Origin of the sequence: Photorhabdus sp. P32 (assembly GCF_038085095.1) — a bacterium.
Lineage (GTDB): Bacteria > Pseudomonadota > Gammaproteobacteria > Enterobacterales > Enterobacteriaceae > Photorhabdus > Photorhabdus luminescens.
The window spans coordinates 1-20,438 of record NZ_JAZGJN010000232.1; the positions used below are offsets into that span (position 1 = coordinate 1).

A 20,438-nucleotide genomic window follows, 5' to 3' on the forward strand; every position below is an offset into this window, starting at 1 on the left:
TTGATAATAAATTTATTATCAATTGTTTTTATTCCATTTAAAGAGCGGATTACATTATTCTTAACTGTTTCGGAAATCCTTGTAGGTAAAAAACCATCATCTAATTCGATTTCAGTTATCATTATCTACCTCTATATCTTTAAGAAATTCTTCTATTGGCATATTTAAAATTGTTAATATTTGAAGGAGTTGATATAAGGAGATGTGTTGTCTACCATTCTCAATTCGTGATAAGGTTGCCCTATCAATGCCAGTAGCATTTTGGAGATCGTTTTGACTGAGACCCTTCTGTACCCTTGCAACGAGCAATCTACTACCAATTATAGATGCGAAAGATTTTCTTTTTATTTTCATCCACCTATCAACTCTTTAAGTGATTTTGGGTAAGATGTTAACAGGCAATGGTTAGTTGGGGAGTGACAGATTATCACGACTATGAGATGCTATGTTTAAGTGAATATTGAAAAGTGTGGTTACATTAAATGAGTTATTCGGATCAATTTCTTAAAGCTTTAGGGATAGTTGATATTTCAACTAAGACTTATAACGAGATAAGCAAACGTACAAAAATTCCGATTGATAGACTCAAGTATTATAATCAAAGAAACATTATGCCGAGTGGTAAGGATCTGACGATCCTTTGTGATGTATTCAATTTATCACCTATCTATTTGCAATTGATGATGGGTCATATGGATATGCATACCTTAGAAATAATCCAGGAAAATGCATCTTTCATCTATGATAAGATTAGAACTTCGGAAAAGAATAATTTAGATTTTAGTAGTAATGAATCGGATATTGAGGTGGTTTTACAAACCAATAATGGAAAATTATATAATGGTGATTGTTTAAATGTCACTAAGAAAATTCAATCTGATTCGATTGATATGATATTTTCTGATCCTCCATTTAATCTTGATAAATTATATCCTTCAAAAATGAACGATAATTTAAAAGAAGAGGAATATATCAAGTGGACACATCAATGGTTAAATGAATGTATTCGTACTTTAAAACCAGGAGGTGCATTGTTTTTATGGAATTTACCAGTATGGAATAGTAAAATAGCGAACTTTTTGCATGGTAGGCTTAATTTTAAGCACTGGATAGCGGTAGATATGAAGAATAACATGCCTATCCAAGGTCGTCTGTATCCTTCTCATTATTCTCTCTTATATTTTATCAAAGGGGAAAAAGCTAATACATTTGAGCCAGATAGATTAGCAGCACAAACTTGTCCAAAATGTTTTGGTGATCTTAAAGATTATGGTGGATACAAAAGTAAAATGAACCCTTTTGGCATTAATCTTACTGACGTGTGGTATGACATTCCTCCTGTTAGACATAAAAAATATAAGAAAAGAAATGGGGCTAATGAGTTAAGTATAAAGGTTTTAGACAGGGTTATAGAGATGGCAACAAAGGAAGGGGATCTTATTTTTGACCCGTTTGGTGGTTCAGGTACAACCTATGTTATAGCTGAGATTAAAAATCGTAAATGGATCGGTTCCGAAATTGATAACTGTGAAATAATCAAAGAGCGATTTGATAATATCTCAGAAGATAAAGAGCATTTAATTGAAGTACGTGGAAAGCTTAACTCCTTGTTCCCATCTACTATAAAAAGAGAAAGAGAGAAACGGGGGCTTTGGACTGTAGAAAGCGTCAGGGGTAGTAATAAGGAAAGAAGAGATGACAATGAGCGGTTGTTTTTTCTTCAAGATGAAGATAATTAATTTTTGAAGAGCTTTAGTGATAGGGACTGTAAGGTATACAGTCCCTTTGAATTTAATTGAAAGAAGGATCATATTTTTATATTAATTATTTTTGTCGTAACCTTCTCAATTTCATAGATTCCAGAGAGAATAATAATAGGCTTGTGCTGTAAATAAATCCCGGATTCGTCAGTAATTTTAGACTCAGTGCTTCAGGATGTTCACTAAGGAAATGGAAAACATACACCAAATATACTGCTAATGCAGCCGTCCCTATTGTAGGTCCTATATCTCCTTGATCATGAGGCTCTAAGTTCACATTAAATCTGAAAATTAGCCATTCATATCCCCAAGTTAGAAGCGCCGCTATTATCATTGCAGCTAATAAATATGTTATATTTTCTACGGAAGGATTTTTTAGTACCGTATTTTCTTAAAAAAATTCACAAGCAGTTAATCCTAAAAATATAAAGTAGAGGGGCCTAGTGCTAAATTTATCGAATATTTTTAATAGAGTGTCCATATTTACTTGCCACCGTTGTGGAATAATTAGCTTGAACTTGTTAATACTTTATCATTATTTTCCTGTGAAGTTAAGGTTTTAGCAGTAGTCGAGTTGATAAAACTTCTCTCTGTAAGGTATGGTAATATCCTGTTTTTAAATGTTTTTTTATTAATTGCCATGATTATGAGTACCTGCGTGTTTAAGATAAGTATTGCCATTATTGTGTTTATTTCTTAATCTCTGGCATGGTTGATTCCCATGTTTTCTTCATGTTCGATAATCACCTATCGGGGCTGATGGTATCAATCATGGTATATCAACAAATTTACATTATATTTATTGTTAGTTAACAATGGGATAATTGCGATGTTCGAGTCCGGCCTTCGTACCATTAGCAAGTTTATCAATGTTTATTCAAGTCTAAAATTTCCCTGAAAACCCCACTAAATCAAGATATTTCGTTATCCTGATGTTTACTGTAGTCCGTTGCAATCAATATGTAGCAAAGGGCATAATTAGGGACACCTACACTTCGATTTTAAATGTGTCCTCAAAGTGAAACTAAACGTCCGCTAGATCGGAGTTGCCAAGCTCAAAAAGAAAATCTACAAAATGATTGGTGGTGGGTTGTATCTTGAGGTCACGGTTAAGCTCCAAATATTGGAGTATGGAGTACAGACGACTCGGAAATAGAAAGAAAAACTCCTTGTTTTTGGTTGTCTGAGCAACGTGACATTTGCTGAGGTTTTATCCAAACATGATGAAGTAAAAAAGCTACTGGGACAGGGGATTGATCAAAAAGCCGAACAGAAGGAAGCACAGGCCGAAATGGTGTGGCATATACCTTTGAAACTATCGGCTCGTGAGTGTTACGCCAGCAATAAGCGCTGGAGCGAATTACAGCTTGTGCGGGTTTCGCTATCTTAAGCTCTGTATATTTTCTCGTATATTGGATTGGCAGATATTCGCAAGCTCAAAACCAGTAATCTATTAGCTCCGATTAAATTGGTTGATGCCAGCGGTAAGTATGACGTTGCGCAGCGTTTGCAACAGCGCGTCACGGCGATTATGCGCTATGTAGTCTAGAATGATTACATTGATTCCAATCTTGCCAGTGGTATGGCCGGAGTGCTGACATCAACTAAAACGCGACACTACCCGGCGTTACCTTTCAGCAGTTTCCCTGAGTTCCTTGCTCGTCTGGTTGCGTATCATGGCTACATGATGATGCGTATTGCGTTGCGATGGTTTTAGAACGATGGAGCGTGGTGCTTTAGGCGAGTCAGGCCTATGGAGTGATGACGCTATGGAACGGCAGTTAAGCCACTCTGAGCTGAATAATGTTCACGTGGCTTATATTCGAACATTTAGATGAGTGCAGGATGGTTGTTCAGTTGTGGGCTGATTATCTCGATGCAAATAAAAGAAACAAGCATCGTGCCCTATGATTTTGCTCGTACAATAAGGATGAATATTTCACATTAATGCATTTAGTAATAAAAAAGCTTATAAGAATGCATTACAAATGCAATTGTTTGTGGCTCATTTAGAATAAGTATACTAACTATCTTGATTTTTCATATGAGGTGTGTTAAGGGTTGTTCTTTGGTAACCTGAGTTACTTTTAATACCTTATGCATAATAACTGGCGATACTATGGAAATATCAAAAAATAAAGTTTGGGAAAGTAAGGAATGGGAAGGGCATATAAATGACTTGCTTAGAATCAAATATGGTGAAGAAAATTATATCCCTATTCCTGATTTTCATAATGGGGATGCTGGTATTGAAGGGTATTGTACTGAAGGTTATGTATTTCAATCTTATTGCCCTGATGAGGCATGCCCAATGGATAAGCTCTATGAAAAACAGAGAGATAAAATGACTGCTGATGTGGCCAAGTTTATTTCTGATAAAAGTGGTTATTTAAAACAAATTTTACAGAACACTAAGATTAAGCGTTGGGTATTAGTTGTTCCAAGGCATGTGTCCAAACATTTAGTAATTCATGCTTCTAACAAAGAAAGCGAAGTAATAGCGGCACAACTACCTTATGTTGATAATGACAATTTTAAAGTATTAATATGGGATCGGGATACTTTTAAAAGGGAAGAAAGTGAATTGATAAATAGAGGAATGAGATTGTTAAAAGTCGAAGTCCCTAATGTCGATATGTCAGAAGTAGAAAAAATCAGAGATAATGGTAGTGAGTTTGTCGATAATATATCACGGAAACTAAGGAAGTTAAGGGATGATGATGATCAAGTACAGTCTGCAACGACTCATTTGTTGAAAAATATAGTTATGTATAAAAACGTTATGAGTGACCTTAAGGATAACTATCCTGCTCTTTATGAAAAGATTGCAAATGGAGTGTTAGATCGAGAGCAAGATCTTTCTCTTGCTTTTTTTGATTCAGAGGTTATGACCCCGATCCAACAAGTAGATATTTTAAATAATAAGCTTGCAGAAACCAGTTGCTTGCACCGAGATAATTTAAAATGTATATCCACGGGTGTTGTTGGAGATTGGCTAATGCGTTGTAATTTGGATTTTTAATAATGGATATATTACAAGAAGTTCCAGAGAAAATGACTTTTAGTTCAGTGGGGGCACCTGTAGAACCTGAGCTAAGGCCAATTTGGAGGATTTCATTACTTGTATTAATTCTTAGTAAATTGTGCCGAGGTTCAACGGCGAGCATGAAGAAAATACAAGTTCTGTACTCTAGCGGAAAAAAGGGGAAGGTATTTGAGTGAAAGGGGGGATATTAATATACGCTTTGATCCTCTTTTGGATAGAGCTATATCTCTCGGTATAGCTGAAGGGATTTTAGAACTAGATACGGCTAAGAGTATTACCCTTACTAATAAAGGCGATCTTTTTTCAAAGAAAATATATAAAGATGATACCATGTTTATTTTAGAAAAAAGCTTTGTTGAGAACTTTAATAAATTAGAGTTTTCAGATAAGAAAATAGATCATTTGTTATATAAGGGAATAATATGAGTAAACTTAGAATTGACAGATTAATAATCAGAACGGATACAACTGACGGGATGTACGGTATAGAGCTTAATTTTAAGCTTGGTTTAAATATAATTAGTGCAGAGAACTCCTTTGGCAAGTCTACATGTATCCAATCCATAATTTTCGCCCTTGGCCTGGAAGGCGCATTAGGGCCATCTAGAAATAATCCTTTAAAATCGGTGCTTACAACAAAGCTTAGAAACGACAATGACGTCGAAATTCCAGTCAAAGAATCTAAAATTTATCTCCAAATATCAAATGAAGCTGGAGACACTATAACATTACTTAGAAAAAGCGATGTTGAAGCTTCAAAGGTAGTCTCTGTGTTTAATGGGGCATTTGATACGATAAATTCTAGTAATTTTACCGATTATTTTTTAAAGGATCCTGGTTCCGCGAAACGAGAAAGAGGTTTTCATCATTATCTAAGCGATTTTCTTGGTATCAATCAACCTCAGGTTATTAAATATGATGGAAGTAAATGTCAATTATATCTTGAGTCAATATTTTCTGTTAATTATGTAGAGCAAACTCGAGGGTGGGGAGGAATCCTTAATGTTATTCCAACATATCTTGGGATAAAGGATTTATCTCAAAATATCATAGAATACACTCTCGATTTGGATGTTAGAGAAATAAGAAGAAAAAGAGAAGTGTGTTTGGATGATAAGAAGAACTTAGAGGCTAAATGGGGAAATACTCTCGCTGAGTTAGAATCTAATGCAAAAGTTTATGGATTTTTTGTATCAGCCAGAATACCTGATAAAATTACTGCTAAGTCTCACATTTATCAAGATAGCGATTTATATACTTTTGATGATGATAACAATGAAGTTTCTTTACCTCTCAAAATTGCTCTTTTGGAAGCGCAATTAAATGAACTGAGAGCGAAGTTGAGAGATAGCTCTGTCGATGATAATTCTGGGGTTGATTTAGCATTAGAGCAATTAAAAACAACTCTAATTAATCATGAAAATGCTCTTGCAACATTGATCGCTGATTTGGAAATGAATCAGGAGTACATTCGCTCAATCAATAAAAGCCTAACGGATACTAAAGAAAGTTTAAGAAAATATAAGGATATTGAGAAATTACAACAATTAGGTTCACAAGAAAAATTCAAATTTATTGAAGATACTTGCCCAACCTGCGATCAGTCAATTAAAAATACATTGTTACCAACTGTACTGGAAAGGAAGACTCTTACAATAGATGATAATATTAAGTATTTAGAAAAAACTCAGACGGTATTCGAAAGCTTGGTGAAAAGTGAACGATTGAAATATGAAAGAAAAGAGATTGCTGTTAATCTTGCAAATGGTAAGGTTAAGGCGTTGCGTTCAGAGATTAAGGCGTTGCAGCGTAGTCTTTTATCTCCTGTTGATGCTGAGATTAGAGAGTTAATTAGAAAGGAAGTGGGTTTAGAGAAAGATATTGATAATTTAGTTACTCTTACTCAGTTTGAAAATGACAAAAAAGACACCCTCAATGCTGTGCTGGTTGATTGGGGGAGCAATAATGCAAAATTGAATAACCTTCCCTATGATGGGTTTAGTTATAAAGATAGGTTTAAAATTAAGACATTAAAGGATTCGTTTAAGTCTAATCTTAAGGATTTTGGTTATAGAAGCACGCCAATTAATGATTTTGATTTATCTACTAATAGTTATAAGCCTACATTGGATGATGTTGATATTGGTTCCGAAGCGTCTGCAAGTGATAATATTAGAGTAATATGGTCTTATTTATACTCATTGCTTATGCTGGACGTGGTTGCAGAGAATATATCAACAAATCACTTGGGGTTGCTGATAATGGATGAGCCGCGCCAACAAGAGACTAAGGATGTAAGTTTTAAAACGTTTATGAAAAAAGCATCAAAGTCACACATTAAAGGGAAGCAAATAATCATTGGGACTAGTGAAAAATATGAAGATTTAATTAATATGTTGAATGGTTTGGTGGCTAATATGTTGCATTTTGATAGTAGCATTATACGTAAGTTAAATAAGGCAGAATGATATGCCAATGTAATTTGTAGGGTTAGTAGTCCGGTTAAAAAATATAGTCCCGGTAACCTCTAAATAAGTCGTTAAGCGCCGCGATTGGGCGGTGTTTATCATATTCTTGCAGCATCAGGCGTTCTGCATACGCCACGACACATGTCGGCAGACACGAAACACAACAAACAGTGCCATAGGGCGCTTATTTTTTTATTGCGTCACCACCGCTGGCGCTCTGTGCTTTCCCCACCTAGCCTATCCGCTTCATGGTGCGGTTTTAATACAGCTGCATGGACAGGTTCAGGCCGCACCGTGATTGGCGCGAGCAAGGGTTTATGAAGCAGGAAAACGCATGCAAAGCCATGCACCTTTATGCATGCATGGCTTTTTTCAGGAAAAATGGCGGGATTTTCGGAGATTTTTACACGGGCTCCTGGCTCCTGTCCGACCAGTTCAGCCTCACGGAGTGTGTACTAGCTCAGATCTAATCGCGACTAATACACCTTAAACCTGACGTGAATCACATTCCTTGCCCAACCGTTCATACATGCTCATAGCAGATTCATCTAACTGTAATCTATTCAGCAAGTAAACAGCCGTTATCTCTTGAAAATTGGTTTCTTTTGTTATAGTCACAACAACAATCATTTAAACAACTTTTTGATTTTTCTTTTCCATTTGATAGCGAACAGGACGGCTGAGCTTGTTCACTTGTCCCTCATCAATCGCTCGATTCAACCATTCTTTCAATTGAGATTTATTCAGACCAGTGTTCTCGATAAGGGTATCAAGTGTAATTGGGCTTACTGCCAATCGCTGGAGCTCAGTAATAAACAATTGATAAAAATCCACAGCTTGCATTATGGTCTGTTCTGCTTCTGCTTCTGCTTCTGCTTCTGCTTCGTGATCGATTGAACCTTGGATTTCATCTTGCTCGATTGAATGAGCAGCAACTATTCGATTTTCCGCTACCTCTAGATCAAATTCCGATGCAGGTTTCGCAAATAATTCTGACTGTGCTGGCATGGAAAATAGATCAACCTGTTCAGCTTCTTTTTGCGAAGCAGTAGAGTTTTTTGCGGAGAATAAATCGGAAACCTTAAGGTTGTGGACATCTGCTTCACACCAATATCCCCCCTTCGCAACTAAATCAGTATTTGCCGCGCTACTGTCATTCGTTGGTTTTACCCATAATGGCACCCAACACTTTTTCAGGTTTTCTTCTGCCCCGCTTAGTGTGCCGCCTTTTTTTCCCGAGTGAATTACCAGCGAGCTGTCTGCCAAGCAATAGATATATTTGTTTCGGGCCATAGCGTTTCCAGTGTTGAAGCCAGCCTCTGGGTAAAAGGGTGAAATCAGCATTACGCTGCCATTCATCAAACCTTTGCGCCATTTTGCGCTGGTAGCGGCTTTCAGTAGGCTATCTGCCAGTACCCCAATAACAGGGCCGCCACTGAGCATTGCCCCCACCATAGCCGTCTCATCCACACCACGGGCGCCACCGGATACAATCGCAATGCCCTCTGATGCCGCTCTTGAACCAACCAGCTCGGTATAAGACAAGTCCGCATCGTTGGCTTCACGTGAGCCAATAACCGCTAAACCACCAGCATTCAGCAAAGCTTTATTACCGCAACCAAATAACACAGGCGGCGAGTCGGTTTTCAATTGTTGTTTTAAGCGCTTGGGATATTCAGGGTCAGAGCGGGTAACTACCCAAAGACCTGCTCGATGCCATTTTTCAACGGCCAACGCTAGGCTGTGGCCACGATTCAGTAACTGTATAATTCGTTCTGTGCTGATGCGGGAATCTTGCCAGTTGCTTAGTATTGACTTAGGTTCAGATACCAATAAGTCTGCTGGTGTTGTGGATTTTTCTTTCAGCCATAACGCAAACCTACCCCATTCAGCATTAGTGAGGGGTTTGGCATCATCACTGCTCGTCTTGGAAAAATAACTAGTGAGCAATAATGTGGCTTGTGCTGTTGGCGATAAATTCATGAGTCTTTCACCGAAGAAGAGGCAAGTGCTGCGGGATATACAATACCACTACCCGCTTGCTGTAACAAAGCTGCAATAACAGTAAGAGTCCAACCAGAGTCAACGATGTCGTCGATAAGGAGTACTGGTTGATTACGTACAATTTGTGTTATCTCAAAAACACCGTCAAGGTTATGGCATTGATGAAAACTATTTTGCTGTTCCTTTTGGGGCTGGTTATCTTGAACTTTTGCTACCGCATCAACAAATGTCAGGTTCATCCTTTGTGCTAGCCGACGTGCAAATGCAGGGACTAAATTCGGGTGTCTTAAGGAAGGTACACAACACACCCAAGTTGGACTAGGATGAGGCTGCCAACGTTGTGAGATCATTTCAGCCATAGCATCAACTAGTTCATCAGAAAAGTAACCCGAATGTTTATTTTCAATAACAGTTTTCCCCCAACCAGCATCTCCCCATCGAGAGAGAACCCTACCTGGCTGAGCAACTAAGCAACCTAGCTGCCGTGGAAAACAATATGTAGGAAAGGCTCGATTAGAGGTTGCTACCTGTTTTCTTGGCTGGATAACCATTTCGGCATGTTTAAGAAAAGTGCTTGCCTGATGAACTGACACTGGGTCAAAAGTCTGATTGACAACAGGCTGGCCGATGCATGACGAGCATTTGCCACAAGGTGTAGGGTCGTAATCATCTAGCACTCGGCGCAAGAAGGTCATCTTACACCCGGTATCTGACAGATAGGTTTGCACTTCAGCCCATTCTTGTTGACGCTGGCTGGTAAGGTGAGCGATACGGGTGCGATCCATAGCATAAGGCACAGGTATTCTGCGCCATAAGTTTCCGACTTTAATCACAGGAGCGGGGTTTTCTACACTTAGTAGTTTTAATACCTTTTCAATCTGTCCATAGCGTAGGTTGGTTTGTTCTTCAATGCTACGAAGCGATAAACCATCACTATTAGCGAGTACTTGCAAAATTTCGTTTACCTGAATTTCTGAGGGGAAGGCCGAATTCCTGAAAAACTCATGAATATCTTGATCTTCTGCGCCAGATATCAACACGCCAATAGCATTGTCGATACCACGCCCTGCGCGGCCGACCTGCTGGTAGTAAGCCACGATGGAGCCCGGTGCTTGATAGTGAATCACAAAGCTTAAGTCCGGCTTGTCGTACCCCATACCCAATGCAGTAGTTGCCACCAGCACCTTAAGTTGATTGGTTAGCAATAACTCTTCAAGATGCTGTCGGTAATCGTTACTGTTTTCAAAACCCTCAGCCTCAATACTGCTATGGTAGGCTCTGGCGTTGATGCCATTGGCGCTCAACCAATTTGCTACCTGTTCGGCATCACGCACCGTTAAGGTGTACACAATGCCAGTACCATGTAAGGTGGGAATCACTTGCGCCAACCAAGCTAAGCGGGAGGATTGATCGGGCAGCGCTATGGTTTGTAGCGAGAGGCTTTCACGGATCAGTGGACCACGCTGGATCTGGATATTACCCAGTTGTGTTTGGATATCAGCCACCACGCGGTTATTGGCAGTCGCAGTTGTGCCTAATACCGGTGTATTAGGCGGCAATTGGCGCAGAATATTTACTATACGCCGATAGTCCGGGCGGAAGTCATGACCCCAGTCGGAAATACAGTGGGCTTCGTCGATCACCATCAAAGCAATACGGTCAGCAATAGGATGAAGCACGGTTTCAATGAAGTTATCGTTGGCGAGCCGCTCAGGAGAAATCAGCAGACAATCTATTTGATTATTTATAATTCTTTGTGTCATTGCCTGCCAATTCGCTGTATTGGTGGAATTCATGGTCTCGGCTACGATGTGCAGGCGCTGGGCGGACTCAATTTGGTTACGCATTAGGGCCAGCAAAGGAGAAACAATAATCGTCGGCCCCATGCCGCGATCACGGAAGATTTTGGTGCTGATAAAGTAAACTGAACTTTTACCCCAGCCAGTACGCTGTACTACCAACAGTTTCTGCCGTTGGTTAACCAAAGCATCAATAGCTTCCCACTGACCATCGCGAAACTCAGCATTTGGATCGGCCAGTGCAGTTTGTAGCAGTTGTTGGGCCTGAGCTCGATTCATTATTACTCCTTGTTTATATAATTAGCTCGCTATTCATTAGTTTAGATAACCCTAATCACTTTCAGATTCATGTTCCGAATAATGCACTTTGTGAGGCAGTGTTGCCTGACGGCATAGGGACTGTTTACTCATTTCGTTACTCGTTTTTTGATAATTCCACTTTGGAGTTATTGTAAATGATGATATGTCTTCACTGGCAACTCCTTGGCTACATCACGAAACCAAGGCAAGCCATGCCATACTGCTGGATCGCCAATTATGAAAATGTGTTTTTTTGCTCGAGTCAGCGCAACGTTTAACAGATTCGGCTTGCTGGCAGCCCATTTTGCGCCGCCATCATTATCTTCGTCGCAGCCCAAAACAAAAATGACAATATTGTTTTCTTTGCCCTGAAAAGTATGCACTGTACCGATACAGTTTTTTTGCCATACATTAAGCTCTTTTCGGGTTATCAATGGCATAGATTGCCGCCAGATAGCCAAATCGCGTTTTTCCAGTAACTCACAAAGTGCGGATTTAACCGCCTTGAACGGTGTAATAACGTAAATCGAATGGAGCGAGACATTAGCAGCAAGCAGTTGGTCTAATAGCCTGAGCAAATATTTACCGTGGCTGTCACGATATTGTTTTTCACCTGTTCCCCCAACCGATGCCAGCCAATGATTTTCCAGAATGCTGTTCACAGGTTGGCAGCGAATCTTGTCCGCATCAAGCCCATGAATCATGCGGCCATTGTAGGTCATCCTATTAGCTAAACTAAACATCGGTTCAATACAACGACGGTGTACCCACAATGGAATACCTAACCAGATCAGGTTGTTCATTACTTCTAATTCACATCCCCAATGATTGACGCGATCAGCAACCTGCTGCACTGAAAGTAATCCTGGATTCCAGTCTTTGGCCTTTTCATTCAGAGCATCTAGGCAAAGACGCTCAACCAACGGCGGAGGGGTCGTAAATACCGGTTCAATCTGCAAAGGGTCTCCAACGACCAATACTCGTTTTGCCCGCCAGAGTCCCCCGACAGCTTGTTGTGGAGGTGCCTGACCGGCTTCATCGATCATTAACCAACCGAATTCTTCGCTTTCCACTCCATGAAACATGCGCCCCATAGATGAGAAAGTTGTGGATAATACGGGCACAAACATAAACAGCGTTTGCCACCAGCGTATAGGCGTGATTTTGGAATGAGGTTGTGCTAAAAAAGCCGCGAGATTAAATATTATGCAGTCTTTAAAACGAGGTACTCCCAGTGCTTCATAAAGCCAAGCCTGATGAAGTTCCATCGCTGTGATAAATAATGTGGAACGTTGACGATTTATCTGTGCGTTTTGCCAAAAGGCCGTTCGTTGTAATGTTGCATCAGTGATAGGTTGGTTGATATCTGGCAATGTGATATCGGAAAACTGCTGCTTCAAAGTTTGCAGGGAACGATAGTCATTCTCCCGTTGTTGAATAATTTTTTCGATATCCTGTTGTAAGGTTCGCTTTTTTTCAGTTATGTCATTAACTGACTTGCGTTGCTCCGCAACATGCTGGGCTTGCTCGGCTTGCAACCCCATCAGTCTTAATACCTCGTGTTGTGCACACCGCAACGTTTCTTTATACTCATGCACTCGCTTGCGATTCATCAGACGCATTAGCCATCCTGGCGCATCACTTTCGATAATTTTTTGTTGCTGTTCCGCATGTTGGAGCTGTTTTCCTAATACGTCCTGTTCTGTTTTCACCTGTTCCAGCCTGTTAAGCTGTGTTGCGTACAGTTCTTCTGTTTGCTTCAGCTTTAGTGATAACGTGTCGAGTGAATTGTCATGCTGTTTTTCTATCAGATGCACAAACATTTCTAGTTGTTGTTGAAGTTTTTTTGTTTTTTCCAGACATACGAGGAAGCGTTTTTTAGCGGTGGCGAAAGAGATAGGGTTGTGATAATGCTTCCAGCGCCAAAGACTGAGAAAATTCTCTTCAGCGGGACGAGAGGCTTCAGTTGGGGTATCACGTAAAAAATGTTCATCAAAAAATAAGCGCTGAGAAAATTTAGTCCGGTTCGGTTTTTTGCCCAGAGCGGCGGAAATGATCCCCCAGCATTGTTTCTCTTTCTTCAATGGACGATAGAGGTGATAGGTTTTAACTTTTCCCTGACTATTTTTACTTTTTTTATGTTCGCGCTTTGGGCGGTTTTCGGCAGCTATCTGGTTTGCGGTTGGCGCTAAATAGTCAAGCGATTGGAATTCTTCAGCCAATGATTTCTTTTGCGGTAATTCTTTTGATATGTTTTCTGCTGCTGCGTTGTTGGATGACGCAATGATCATTTCGAAACCAGTGAGTTCATTCACAATAAAACCGGAATTGTCCAGTGTGTCATCGACTTTTTGATAACGCGTAAGTATCTTCGCTCGTTCAACAATGTTATGTGCTACTAGATCGCGCAGAAGCGTCGTTTTTCCAGTTCCCGGAGGGCCGTTGACGGAAAGCAGTCCACCGTCAGCGAGTTCTTCTATCGCCGTATTAATAGCAAATTGCTGCATTAGCGACATGGCATGTGTGGGGTCGGAAGGCCAGCGTCCAAGAGGCATCTTCGCTGGATGCAGTTGCCTGATAATGGAGGCAAGCCCGTCTTGTGAATAAAGGTCTGGATTCCTTGAAACACTATGATGAGAAAGATACGTTCTGAGAGCTTTGCATCTATCTCCTCGTTTCAGGGCCGTAATAGCGTATTCAATGTCCTCAAAGAAAAAACTATTTAAAATAGGGAGTGCAAAGGTTTTATCATTGGCGCTGACTTCTTCTTCAATTTCATCGCTATTTTCTTGTGATGCTTCTGTACAGTCGCCATTTCCCTCCATCCAGTCTATTTGTAAAGCATATTGCCATTGGGGTTCAAAATCCGCCCAACTCACCAGATGTGTTGTCAGCAGTGTTAAAATATCACTTGCTTTTAAAATACCGGGGCCATTTTCTCGTATTGGCCTCAGAGAAACGCTAAAGCTGCCGAGGGTATTTTTAAGATGCTCGCAACTGGCTGAAAATATCTTCGTATTAAGTTGTTCAAAACGTTCATCACGCAGGTGCCCTAAAGCCCAGGGAAGAGAACTCACTGAAAATTTATCCAGAGCAGGGTTTCCTTCTGCGCCTAATGGAATTTTGGCAAAGCAGGTTGTTCCTTCTTTATCTAGTCGTTGCTCAAATTCTTCTGCATAATACCCTTCATCTGGACCGAACACCGCTTGGCTGATCGTGTTAGCGATAGCTTTATCAAACAAACCGACGTACAAGTTGTATAAGACTTTTTTGTCGGGAATATCATGTTGTTGACGGAGTTCTGACGAAAGCCAGGGTAGTGCCTTATCTCCCAACTGATAGAGTGTTTTAAGCGGGATGAGTAAACTTTTATCTTTTTTTTCAAGAGTATAAGGTTGGAAGAACTCTATACGTTGCCAGGTACGGAGAATATCATTCGAAAGGGAAGTTTCGGCCATCATAGCTCTTTGAATTATCTAATAAATGCCTTAAATGATAAGAGTACAGCAATCAATATGGGTTTTGTAGGCGTTTGGCTTAAGCGTTATGACATACGTCACAGTCTGGTAGTAAAACCCCTTATGCTTTATTCATCTTCCTTATATTCACCTTCATTTTCCTCTTTAACGCCAAGTTTTCCTTTTGATAACGGTAAATCCACTCAGCTCCCCGCTTCGCTGGAAATCAAAACTTCACCGCGTTTTAAGAGGATTTTGTCAGTAGGGAACACGGTATTAACCCTTACAAAGTCAGATAAATAAAAGCCTACAGAAAAATGTGTATAGTGTGCGCAGTTGAGAGATGTAAAAAGATTTTCAGGGAGTATCATCTGGCAGGAATTAAATTATTTTTGTTGACCCTGTTTGTTATATAAACGAAGATGTTAAAAATAAGTAAAATTAAACTGGAGTAAAGAGGGTATATGAAATATAAAAAATATGATCCCAGTGTGGAAGGTTACATGGGGGATTTTTTAAGGGGTAATGTAGGCATTAATCAGTTAAAACCTCAACATGAGTTCTTTGATGCCGTAGGGTTAGAAAAGGTATTAAGTGATAATACCATATATATTGCACTTCTCACTCCAGAGGAGGCTGTGAGTATTTTAAGCGATATTAACCCTTTTTCACCAACAAGACCAAAAATAAAATTAAATAATTACCATGAAAAGGTTTTCTATGTTACCGATCCCATTTCATCTTTTGCCGGAAATATACATGATTTTTTTGGATTTTCCGCGATTGTCAGAGAGTTTAAAAGTATAGGGATCACAGCAACGGAATATTTTGATAAAAATGGCAAGTGTTATATAAAAATATCAGGTCATGCAGGTCTTAGACGTATTATTACAGGAACGCGATACGGTGCTAACAATCTTAAAATGCTGTCGATGGGTATAGGACAGCAAGGTCTTAATTCAAGTATTGTTAAAGGGGTTAAATTCTGCATTATCTTTTCTGTTATGTATCGAACGATTGAAGCTGTTTTTAAAGATGAATATACCTTAGCCGATTTCATTGGCAATATAACTGTTGATATGGCTAAAACGGCAATAATTGCGGCTACTTCTTGGGCTGCGGGTTCATTTGTGACTGCTACAGCTATTTTAGGTGGTAGTATTATTGCCGCTGCTGGAGTTGTTCTTCTTGTTGGATTGGGGGTTGCTATTGGTCTGGAAATTCTGGATGCAAGATATGGAATAAGTAAAAAGTTAATAGAGTTAATAAAAGAAAAAATGGAAAGAAAACCAAGGTTGCCAGGAGGAAATTTACAGCATGTATTTAACAGCTTAGGTAAAATAAAATGAATAATAAGTATGTGAAAATCACATACGGGATAATATTATTAATAATAGTTACTTCTATAATGTACTTAGTAAGTGAGTGTGTTTTTTCATTGGTTTTAATGAAAGAAAAAATAATATTTTCTGGCACTATTGTTATGTATTTTATTTCATTTCCTTTAATATTTTATGCTATATCAGGCTCCGTTTTTTTCTTTGTTTTTAATCGATTACCGAGATCTAATAAGCTAATTGTCAGATATTTAACTATGCTGATGATTGCATCATTTATCGTTAGCTTTCCTATCTCTTTTTATGTTGGTTATAAGTTAAAAAGTGACGGCTATTTAGTGTGTGAAAAGATTTCATGGATGTCGCCTACAACTTATGTCAAAGACATTAAATTATGTGAGTAAAATTTTTGTGAATAACATTAGTTTTGCCTAAAAGCAGCAATTTCAGAATCACGTAAATTCAAGCTCGGCTTTTTGGCTTGGAAGATATAAACAAATAATCTCGACACAATCTCTAACAAAAAGCCGGGCATATTAAACCTTACTGGAGAAGAGAGCCAACAGTTACATTAAATTCCCTCTTAACACACCACACACATTGGTTTACCTGAAACCGGCTCAGGATGAATTTCAGCTTCAATGCTGAATACTCGCTGTAATAATTTCGGTGTCATAACCTCCTCGGGTGAGCCTTGGGCAATTACCTGCCCTTGGGAAAGCAGCACCAGATGGTCACAATACCGGCTGGCCTGATTAAGGTCATGAAGTACGGTCACGACGGTTTTTCCTTCGTTGTTCAGCTCACGCAGCAGCTTCATCAATTCCACCTGATGGTTTATGTCAAGATACGTAGTGGGTTCGTCGAGCAGCACTATCGGCGTATCTTGAGCCAGAACCATCGCCAGAAAAGCGCGTTGGCGTTGCCCGCCAGAAAGATCGGCAACGCGTTTATCGGCAAGATGGCTAATCTGTGTTTTTTCCATTGCTTGTTGTACAAGATGACGATCATGAGATGTTAAACGCCCCCAGAACGTAAGCCAGGGGCTGCGTCCGTATGCAACCAGTTCATGGACGGCGATCCCCTCTGGTGTGAGTGGGTGTTGTGGTAAGAGCGACAGATGTCTGGAGAGCTTGCGTGAGGAAAAGTGTGCTAAAGGTTCGCTATCTATCGTTAACTTTCCAGATAATGGTGTTAATAGTCTCGAAAAGCATTTCAGTAATGTCGATTTCCCACAGCCGTTGGGGCCGAGCAGCGCTGTGATTTTCCCAGTCGGGAGGGTGAGCGACAGGTCATTCAGAATGCGTTTCTCCCCGTAGCCCGCAGATAACTTTTCCGTAGCCAGTTGCATTTAACGTATCCTCACTAAAAGCCAGAAGAAATAAGGGGCGCCAATGATGGCGGTCAGTACGCCAGCAGGTAGTTCCATCGGTGGGGCTATGGTCCTTGCCAGCAAATCGGCTAGCAGTAGGACTTGCGCCCCCATAAGCATGGATGCGGGTATAAGCCAGCGATGCCGTCCTCCCACAAGTCTGCGGACGAGATGGGGTACCACGAGGCTAATAAAACCAATCGGCCCGCAAACGGCGACGCCTGTTGCAGCAAGCGCTACTGCCAGCATTAATCCCCAAGATTGTACATGTAGCAGCGAAACGCCCAGTGTACTGGCGCTGTCATCACCGAGCGCCAGCAAATCTAAATCGCGACAAAAGCGCAGGCTGAGCGGTATCAATATCATCAATATTGGCAGGGCTATAGCTACAAACTGCCAGTCGCGTCCCCACAGACTGCCTGTCAGCCACAAAAGCGCATTGTTGATATCTTGTGGGCGTGAGAGCATTAGGTAGTCTGTGATGCTTGTCCAGGTAGCTGAAAGTGCTACGCCAACTAGTGTAAGGCGCAGTGGCGAAGAGGGGCCGGCAATCGTTCGCAGTAGGATTAGCGCGGCCATTCCGCCGCCAAAAGCGAGTAGCGGAAGCCACTGCACTGACAGAGAAGGGAAAAGGATCAGCGTGCTTACCGACGTCAGGCTTGCTGCATGATTTACCCCCAGTACATCAGGGGAGGCCAGTGGATTACGAACAATACCCTGAACCAAGACGCCGGAGAGCGCCAGTGCAGCGCCTACAGTGATGGCGAGTAAAATACGTGGTAGACGGTACTGCGTTAGCACAAAGTGGTGTTTGTCACCGGGTTGCCAGCCGCTTATTAACGCGTCCCAGGGAAGTGGTTGCGTGCCCATGCGTAGCGCTAGCGCCAGCGTAACTGCCAGCAACACGACTAAAAGTAAGATAACCTGACGATTCATGTTCGCTTCCTTGCTAGCCAGACAAAGCAAGGAGCGCCAATCAGCGCCAGTACTGCGCCTGCCGGGAGTTCTGCTGGCCAGGCCAGTGCTCGGGCCAGTAAATCCGCAAGTAGCATAAACACCGCTCCCAGCAACATGCACATTGGCAGTGTGCGGCGTAGATCATAGCCAACCCAGAAACGCGCCAGATGCGGCATTAGCAGGCCAATAAACACGATTGGTCCCGCCACACTGACGCAGGCCCCAACCAGAATCAGCACCGCCAGACTGATGAAGATACGCAGGTGCGTCAGGTTCACGCCAAGTGTATGGGCACTGATATCGCCAGCGTTGAGCAAATTAAGCGATTTCGCCAACAGCAAAACCACAGGTGCAGTGACCACTACGAAAGGGAACAGTTGCCAGAATTCAGGCCAGCGGACATGGGAGACACCACCTGCCAGCCAGTAGAAAATGCCGTAAGCATGATCTTCGGCAAGCAGTAGCGTAATACGCGTCAGTGCCATACATAAGGCGGATAAAGCAATGCCCGCCAGAATTAGCTGGTTGCGATCGTATTTTTGTTGCCAGCTACCACTTGCGGCCATCACTATCATCCAGCTAATTCCACCGCCGCAGGCCGCCACCAATGAAATGGAATATCCAGCTAGCTGTGCCGGACTGAAAGCGCTGACCAGCGCCATTGCCAGTGCTGCGCCACTGTTAATGCCCAGTAAGGAGGGGGAGGCCAGCGGGTTATGAGTGAGCGTCTGGAGTAGTGCGCCGGCCAATGCCAGTGCTGCGCCGAGCAGAATAGCAACCAGACTGCGTGGTAACCGCAGATTGATAACCAGCGCTTCAGACAGCGTCGGTGTATGATCGGGCACCAGTGCCTTGAGCGCGCTGATGGCAGGAATGGGAATAGCAGAATAGCAAAACAGGCTTAGCCAGAACGCACCAAACAGTGCGACCAGCGGCAATCCCCAAAGCCAGACCGGATGATAGCGGCGTCTCATGGTGTTTCATTAACCGGCTGATGATGGAAGATTTTTACTGCATCACTGCCAATGCGTTCTGCGGCAAATATCCCGCGCATGCGCGCCCAGGTGTTGCTGTCTACCGCCGCTATCTGATGCTTTTGCTGTGCTGTCATCATCTGCCACAGCGTATCTTGCTGCCAGCGTTTCACGATGCTTTCCTGACGATAGTGGGCCACGATAAGCCAGTCAGGATTGAGTGCCAGTAACTGTTCAAGGCTGAGAGAAGCCATTGCCGCATGATTAACTGGCGTGGGAACCTTTAGCCCTAATGCGGTTAAGACGCTGCCGGTATAGGTGTCGCTGGAATGCAGGTTAAATTGCTGTTCGCGCGAGGTGCCAAAAACCACACTGACGCCTTGTGGCAACTGGCTAGCATAGCCTTTCATGCGTTTATGGTGTTCTGCCAGCCGTTTTTGCATCTCATCATCTTTTCCCATCACTTTGCCGATGATCGCGGCAGATTGCAGGTTTTCTGCGTAGGTTTCGCTGCGGGACTTTAGCAGCAAGACGGGGGCGATGCCTTTGAGTGCCCGATAAATCCCCGTGTGGCGTTGGCTGTCTGCAATGATGAGATCAGGCTTCAACGCGCTGATGGCTTCAAGGCTTGGCTGGGCGCGAGTTCCTGTTGATTGCCAGGGCTTAATGCGCTGGCGAACATCCGTGAGGATGCGCTGCGGATCGTTATCATCGGCAATACCCACCGGACTGATATTGATAGCAGCCAACGCATCGGCAAACGACAATTCCAGCACGACCACGCGCTGGGGAATGGTATTGAGGGTAAAACTGCCCTGCTCATCCTGTACCGTGACCGCAATGGCGTGGGGCAGGTTGGTGAAGAAGAGCAAAACGATAAACATGACGTGAATCAGTGCAGACATAACCTAACTCCAGAAATAGCAAAGCCGGGCAGTAGCCCGGCGAACGGATTAATGTAAC

15 protein-coding genes and 2 pseudogenes are annotated in these 20,438 nt (G+C 41.8%); 8 read left to right on the forward strand and 9 right to left on the reverse strand.

What is annotated here, in order from left to right:
• Positions 1-111: 111 nt before the first annotated feature.
• Complete coding sequence (locus V2H77_RS06700; RefSeq protein WP_341498203.1) at positions 112-354, reverse strand: helix-turn-helix domain-containing protein; 243 nt, start codon at positions 352-354, stop codon at positions 112-114.
• A gap of 128 nt (positions 355-482) precedes the next feature.
• Between V2H77_RS06700 and V2H77_RS06705 the strand changes: the two genes are divergently transcribed.
• From V2H77_RS06705 to V2H77_RS06725, 5 genes and pseudogenes are all read left to right on the forward strand, one after another.
• The gene (locus V2H77_RS06705; protein ID WP_341498204.1) at positions 483-1,739 is read left to right on the forward strand and encodes a DNA-methyltransferase; all 1,257 of its coding nucleotides are present in this window, start codon (positions 483-485) and stop codon (positions 1,737-1,739) included.
• Between the two features lie 1,096 nt (positions 1,740-2,835).
• Positions 2,836-3,708: pseudogene (locus V2H77_RS06710) on the forward strand (tyrosine-type recombinase/integrase).
• Positions 3,709-3,879: 171 nt separating this feature from the next.
• Entirely contained in the window at positions 3,880-4,782 is a 903-nt protein-coding gene (locus V2H77_RS06715; protein WP_341498205.1) for a hypothetical protein, read from the forward strand.
• A gap of 192 nt (positions 4,783-4,974) precedes the next feature.
• Positions 4,975-5,232: a hypothetical protein gene (locus V2H77_RS06720; protein WP_341498206.1), complete on the forward strand. Its 258-nt coding sequence runs from the start codon at positions 4,975-4,977 to the stop codon at positions 5,230-5,232.
• Entirely contained in the window at positions 5,229-7,274 is a 2,046-nt protein-coding gene (locus V2H77_RS06725; protein WP_341498207.1) for a hypothetical protein, read from the forward strand. The genes V2H77_RS06720 and V2H77_RS06725 overlap by 4 nt, the downstream gene beginning before the upstream one ends.
• Positions 7,275-7,904: 630 nt before the next feature.
• On the opposite strand, the gene V2H77_RS06730 is transcribed toward V2H77_RS06725, so the two are convergent.
• From V2H77_RS06730 to V2H77_RS06740, 3 genes are all read right to left on the reverse strand, one after another.
• Positions 7,905-9,257, reverse strand: coding sequence for a DNA-processing protein DprA (locus V2H77_RS06730; protein WP_341498208.1), 1,353 nt, complete (start codon positions 9,255-9,257; stop codon positions 7,905-7,907).
• Positions 9,254-11,356, reverse strand: coding sequence for a RecQ family ATP-dependent DNA helicase (locus V2H77_RS06735; RefSeq protein WP_341498209.1), 2,103 nt, complete (start codon positions 11,354-11,356; stop codon positions 9,254-9,256). The genes V2H77_RS06730 and V2H77_RS06735 overlap by 4 nt, the downstream gene beginning before the upstream one ends.
• A 167-nt stretch (positions 11,357-11,523) precedes the next feature.
• Complete coding sequence (locus V2H77_RS06740) at positions 11,524-14,835, reverse strand: DEAD/DEAH box helicase (RefSeq protein WP_341498210.1); 3,312 nt, start codon at positions 14,833-14,835, stop codon at positions 11,524-11,526.
• A gap of 57 nt (positions 14,836-14,892) precedes the next feature.
• Between V2H77_RS06740 and V2H77_RS06745 the strand changes: the two genes are divergently transcribed.
• The 3 genes from V2H77_RS06745 (at position 14,893) to V2H77_RS06755 (ending at position 16,576) form a co-directional block, all read left to right on the forward strand.
• Positions 14,893-15,138: a hypothetical protein gene (locus tag V2H77_RS06745; RefSeq protein WP_341498211.1), complete on the forward strand. Its 246-nt coding sequence runs from the start codon at positions 14,893-14,895 to the stop codon at positions 15,136-15,138.
• 161 nt (positions 15,139-15,299) lie between these two features.
• Positions 15,300-16,184, forward strand: coding sequence for a hypothetical protein (locus V2H77_RS06750; RefSeq protein ID WP_341498212.1), 885 nt, complete (start codon positions 15,300-15,302; stop codon positions 16,182-16,184).
• A complete protein-coding gene (locus V2H77_RS06755; RefSeq protein ID WP_341498213.1) occupies positions 16,181-16,576 on the forward strand; it encodes a DUF1240 domain-containing protein in 396 nt (131 codons plus the stop codon). The genes V2H77_RS06750 and V2H77_RS06755 overlap by 4 nt, the downstream gene beginning before the upstream one ends.
• Positions 16,577-16,593: 17 nt before the next feature.
• On the opposite strand, the pseudogene V2H77_RS23600 reads toward V2H77_RS06755, so the two are convergent.
• The 5 genes and pseudogenes from V2H77_RS23600 to V2H77_RS06775 all read right to left on the reverse strand — a co-directional run.
• Positions 16,594-16,701 (reverse strand): annotated as a pseudogene (locus V2H77_RS23600) (IS982 family transposase); the annotation flags it as partial.
• A gap of 54 nt (positions 16,702-16,755) precedes the next feature.
• Entirely contained in the window at positions 16,756-17,523 is a 768-nt protein-coding gene (gene fecE, locus V2H77_RS06760; RefSeq protein ID WP_341498214.1) for a Fe(3+) dicitrate ABC transporter ATP-binding protein FecE, read from the reverse strand.
• The gene (gene fecD / locus V2H77_RS06765; protein ID WP_341498215.1) at positions 17,524-18,480 is read right to left on the reverse strand and encodes a Fe(3+) dicitrate ABC transporter permease subunit FecD; all 957 of its coding nucleotides are present in this window, start codon (positions 18,478-18,480) and stop codon (positions 17,524-17,526) included.
• Complete coding sequence (gene fecC / locus V2H77_RS06770) at positions 18,477-19,475, reverse strand: iron-dicitrate ABC transporter permease FecC (RefSeq protein ID WP_341498216.1); 999 nt, start codon at positions 19,473-19,475, stop codon at positions 18,477-18,479. The genes fecD and fecC overlap by 4 nt, the downstream gene beginning before the upstream one ends.
• Positions 19,472-20,380: a Fe(3+) dicitrate ABC transporter substrate-binding protein FecB gene (locus V2H77_RS06775; RefSeq protein WP_341498217.1), complete on the reverse strand. Its 909-nt coding sequence runs from the start codon at positions 20,378-20,380 to the stop codon at positions 19,472-19,474. The genes fecC and V2H77_RS06775 overlap by 4 nt, the downstream gene beginning before the upstream one ends.
• Between the last annotated feature and the right edge of the window lie 58 nt (positions 20,381-20,438).

What these genes read in the sequence shown, in the direction of transcription:
- V2H77_RS06700 (WP_341498203.1), bottom strand. Translation starts at nt 354, where the DNA reads ATGAAAATAAAAAGAAAATCTTTCGCATCTATAATTGGTAGTAGATTG.
- V2H77_RS06705 (WP_341498204.1), top strand. Translation starts at nt 483, where the DNA reads ATGAGTTATTCGGATCAATTTCTTAAAGCTTTAGGGATAGTTGATATT.
- V2H77_RS06715 (WP_341498205.1), top strand. Translation starts at nt 3,880, where the DNA reads ATGGAAATATCAAAAAATAAAGTTTGGGAAAGTAAGGAATGGGAAGGG.
- V2H77_RS06725 (WP_341498207.1), top strand. Translation starts at nt 5,229, where the DNA reads ATGAGTAAACTTAGAATTGACAGATTAATAATCAGAACGGATACAACT.
- V2H77_RS06730 (WP_341498208.1), bottom strand. Translation starts at nt 9,257, where the DNA reads ATGAATTTATCGCCAACAGCACAAGCCACATTATTGCTCACTAGTTAT.
- V2H77_RS06735 (WP_341498209.1), bottom strand. Translation starts at nt 11,356, where the DNA reads ATGAATCGAGCTCAGGCCCAACAACTGCTACAAACTGCACTGGCCGAT.
- V2H77_RS06740 (WP_341498210.1), bottom strand. Translation starts at nt 14,835, where the DNA reads ATGGCCGAAACTTCCCTTTCGAATGATATTCTCCGTACCTGGCAACGT.
- V2H77_RS06745 (WP_341498211.1), top strand. Translation starts at nt 14,893, where the DNA reads ATGGGTTTTGTAGGCGTTTGGCTTAAGCGTTATGACATACGTCACAGT.
- V2H77_RS06750 (WP_341498212.1), top strand. Translation starts at nt 15,300, where the DNA reads ATGAAATATAAAAAATATGATCCCAGTGTGGAAGGTTACATGGGGGAT.
- V2H77_RS06755 (WP_341498213.1), top strand. Translation starts at nt 16,181, where the DNA reads ATGAATAATAAGTATGTGAAAATCACATACGGGATAATATTATTAATA.
- fecE (WP_341498214.1), bottom strand. Translation starts at nt 17,523, where the DNA reads ATGCAACTGGCTACGGAAAAGTTATCTGCGGGCTACGGGGAGAAACGC.
- fecD (WP_341498215.1), bottom strand. Translation starts at nt 18,480, where the DNA reads ATGAATCGTCAGGTTATCTTACTTTTAGTCGTGTTGCTGGCAGTTACG.
- fecC (WP_341498216.1), bottom strand. Translation starts at nt 19,475, where the DNA reads ATGAGACGCCGCTATCATCCGGTCTGGCTTTGGGGATTGCCGCTGGTC.
- V2H77_RS06775 (WP_341498217.1), bottom strand. Translation starts at nt 20,380, where the DNA reads ATGTCTGCACTGATTCACGTCATGTTTATCGTTTTGCTCTTCTTCACC.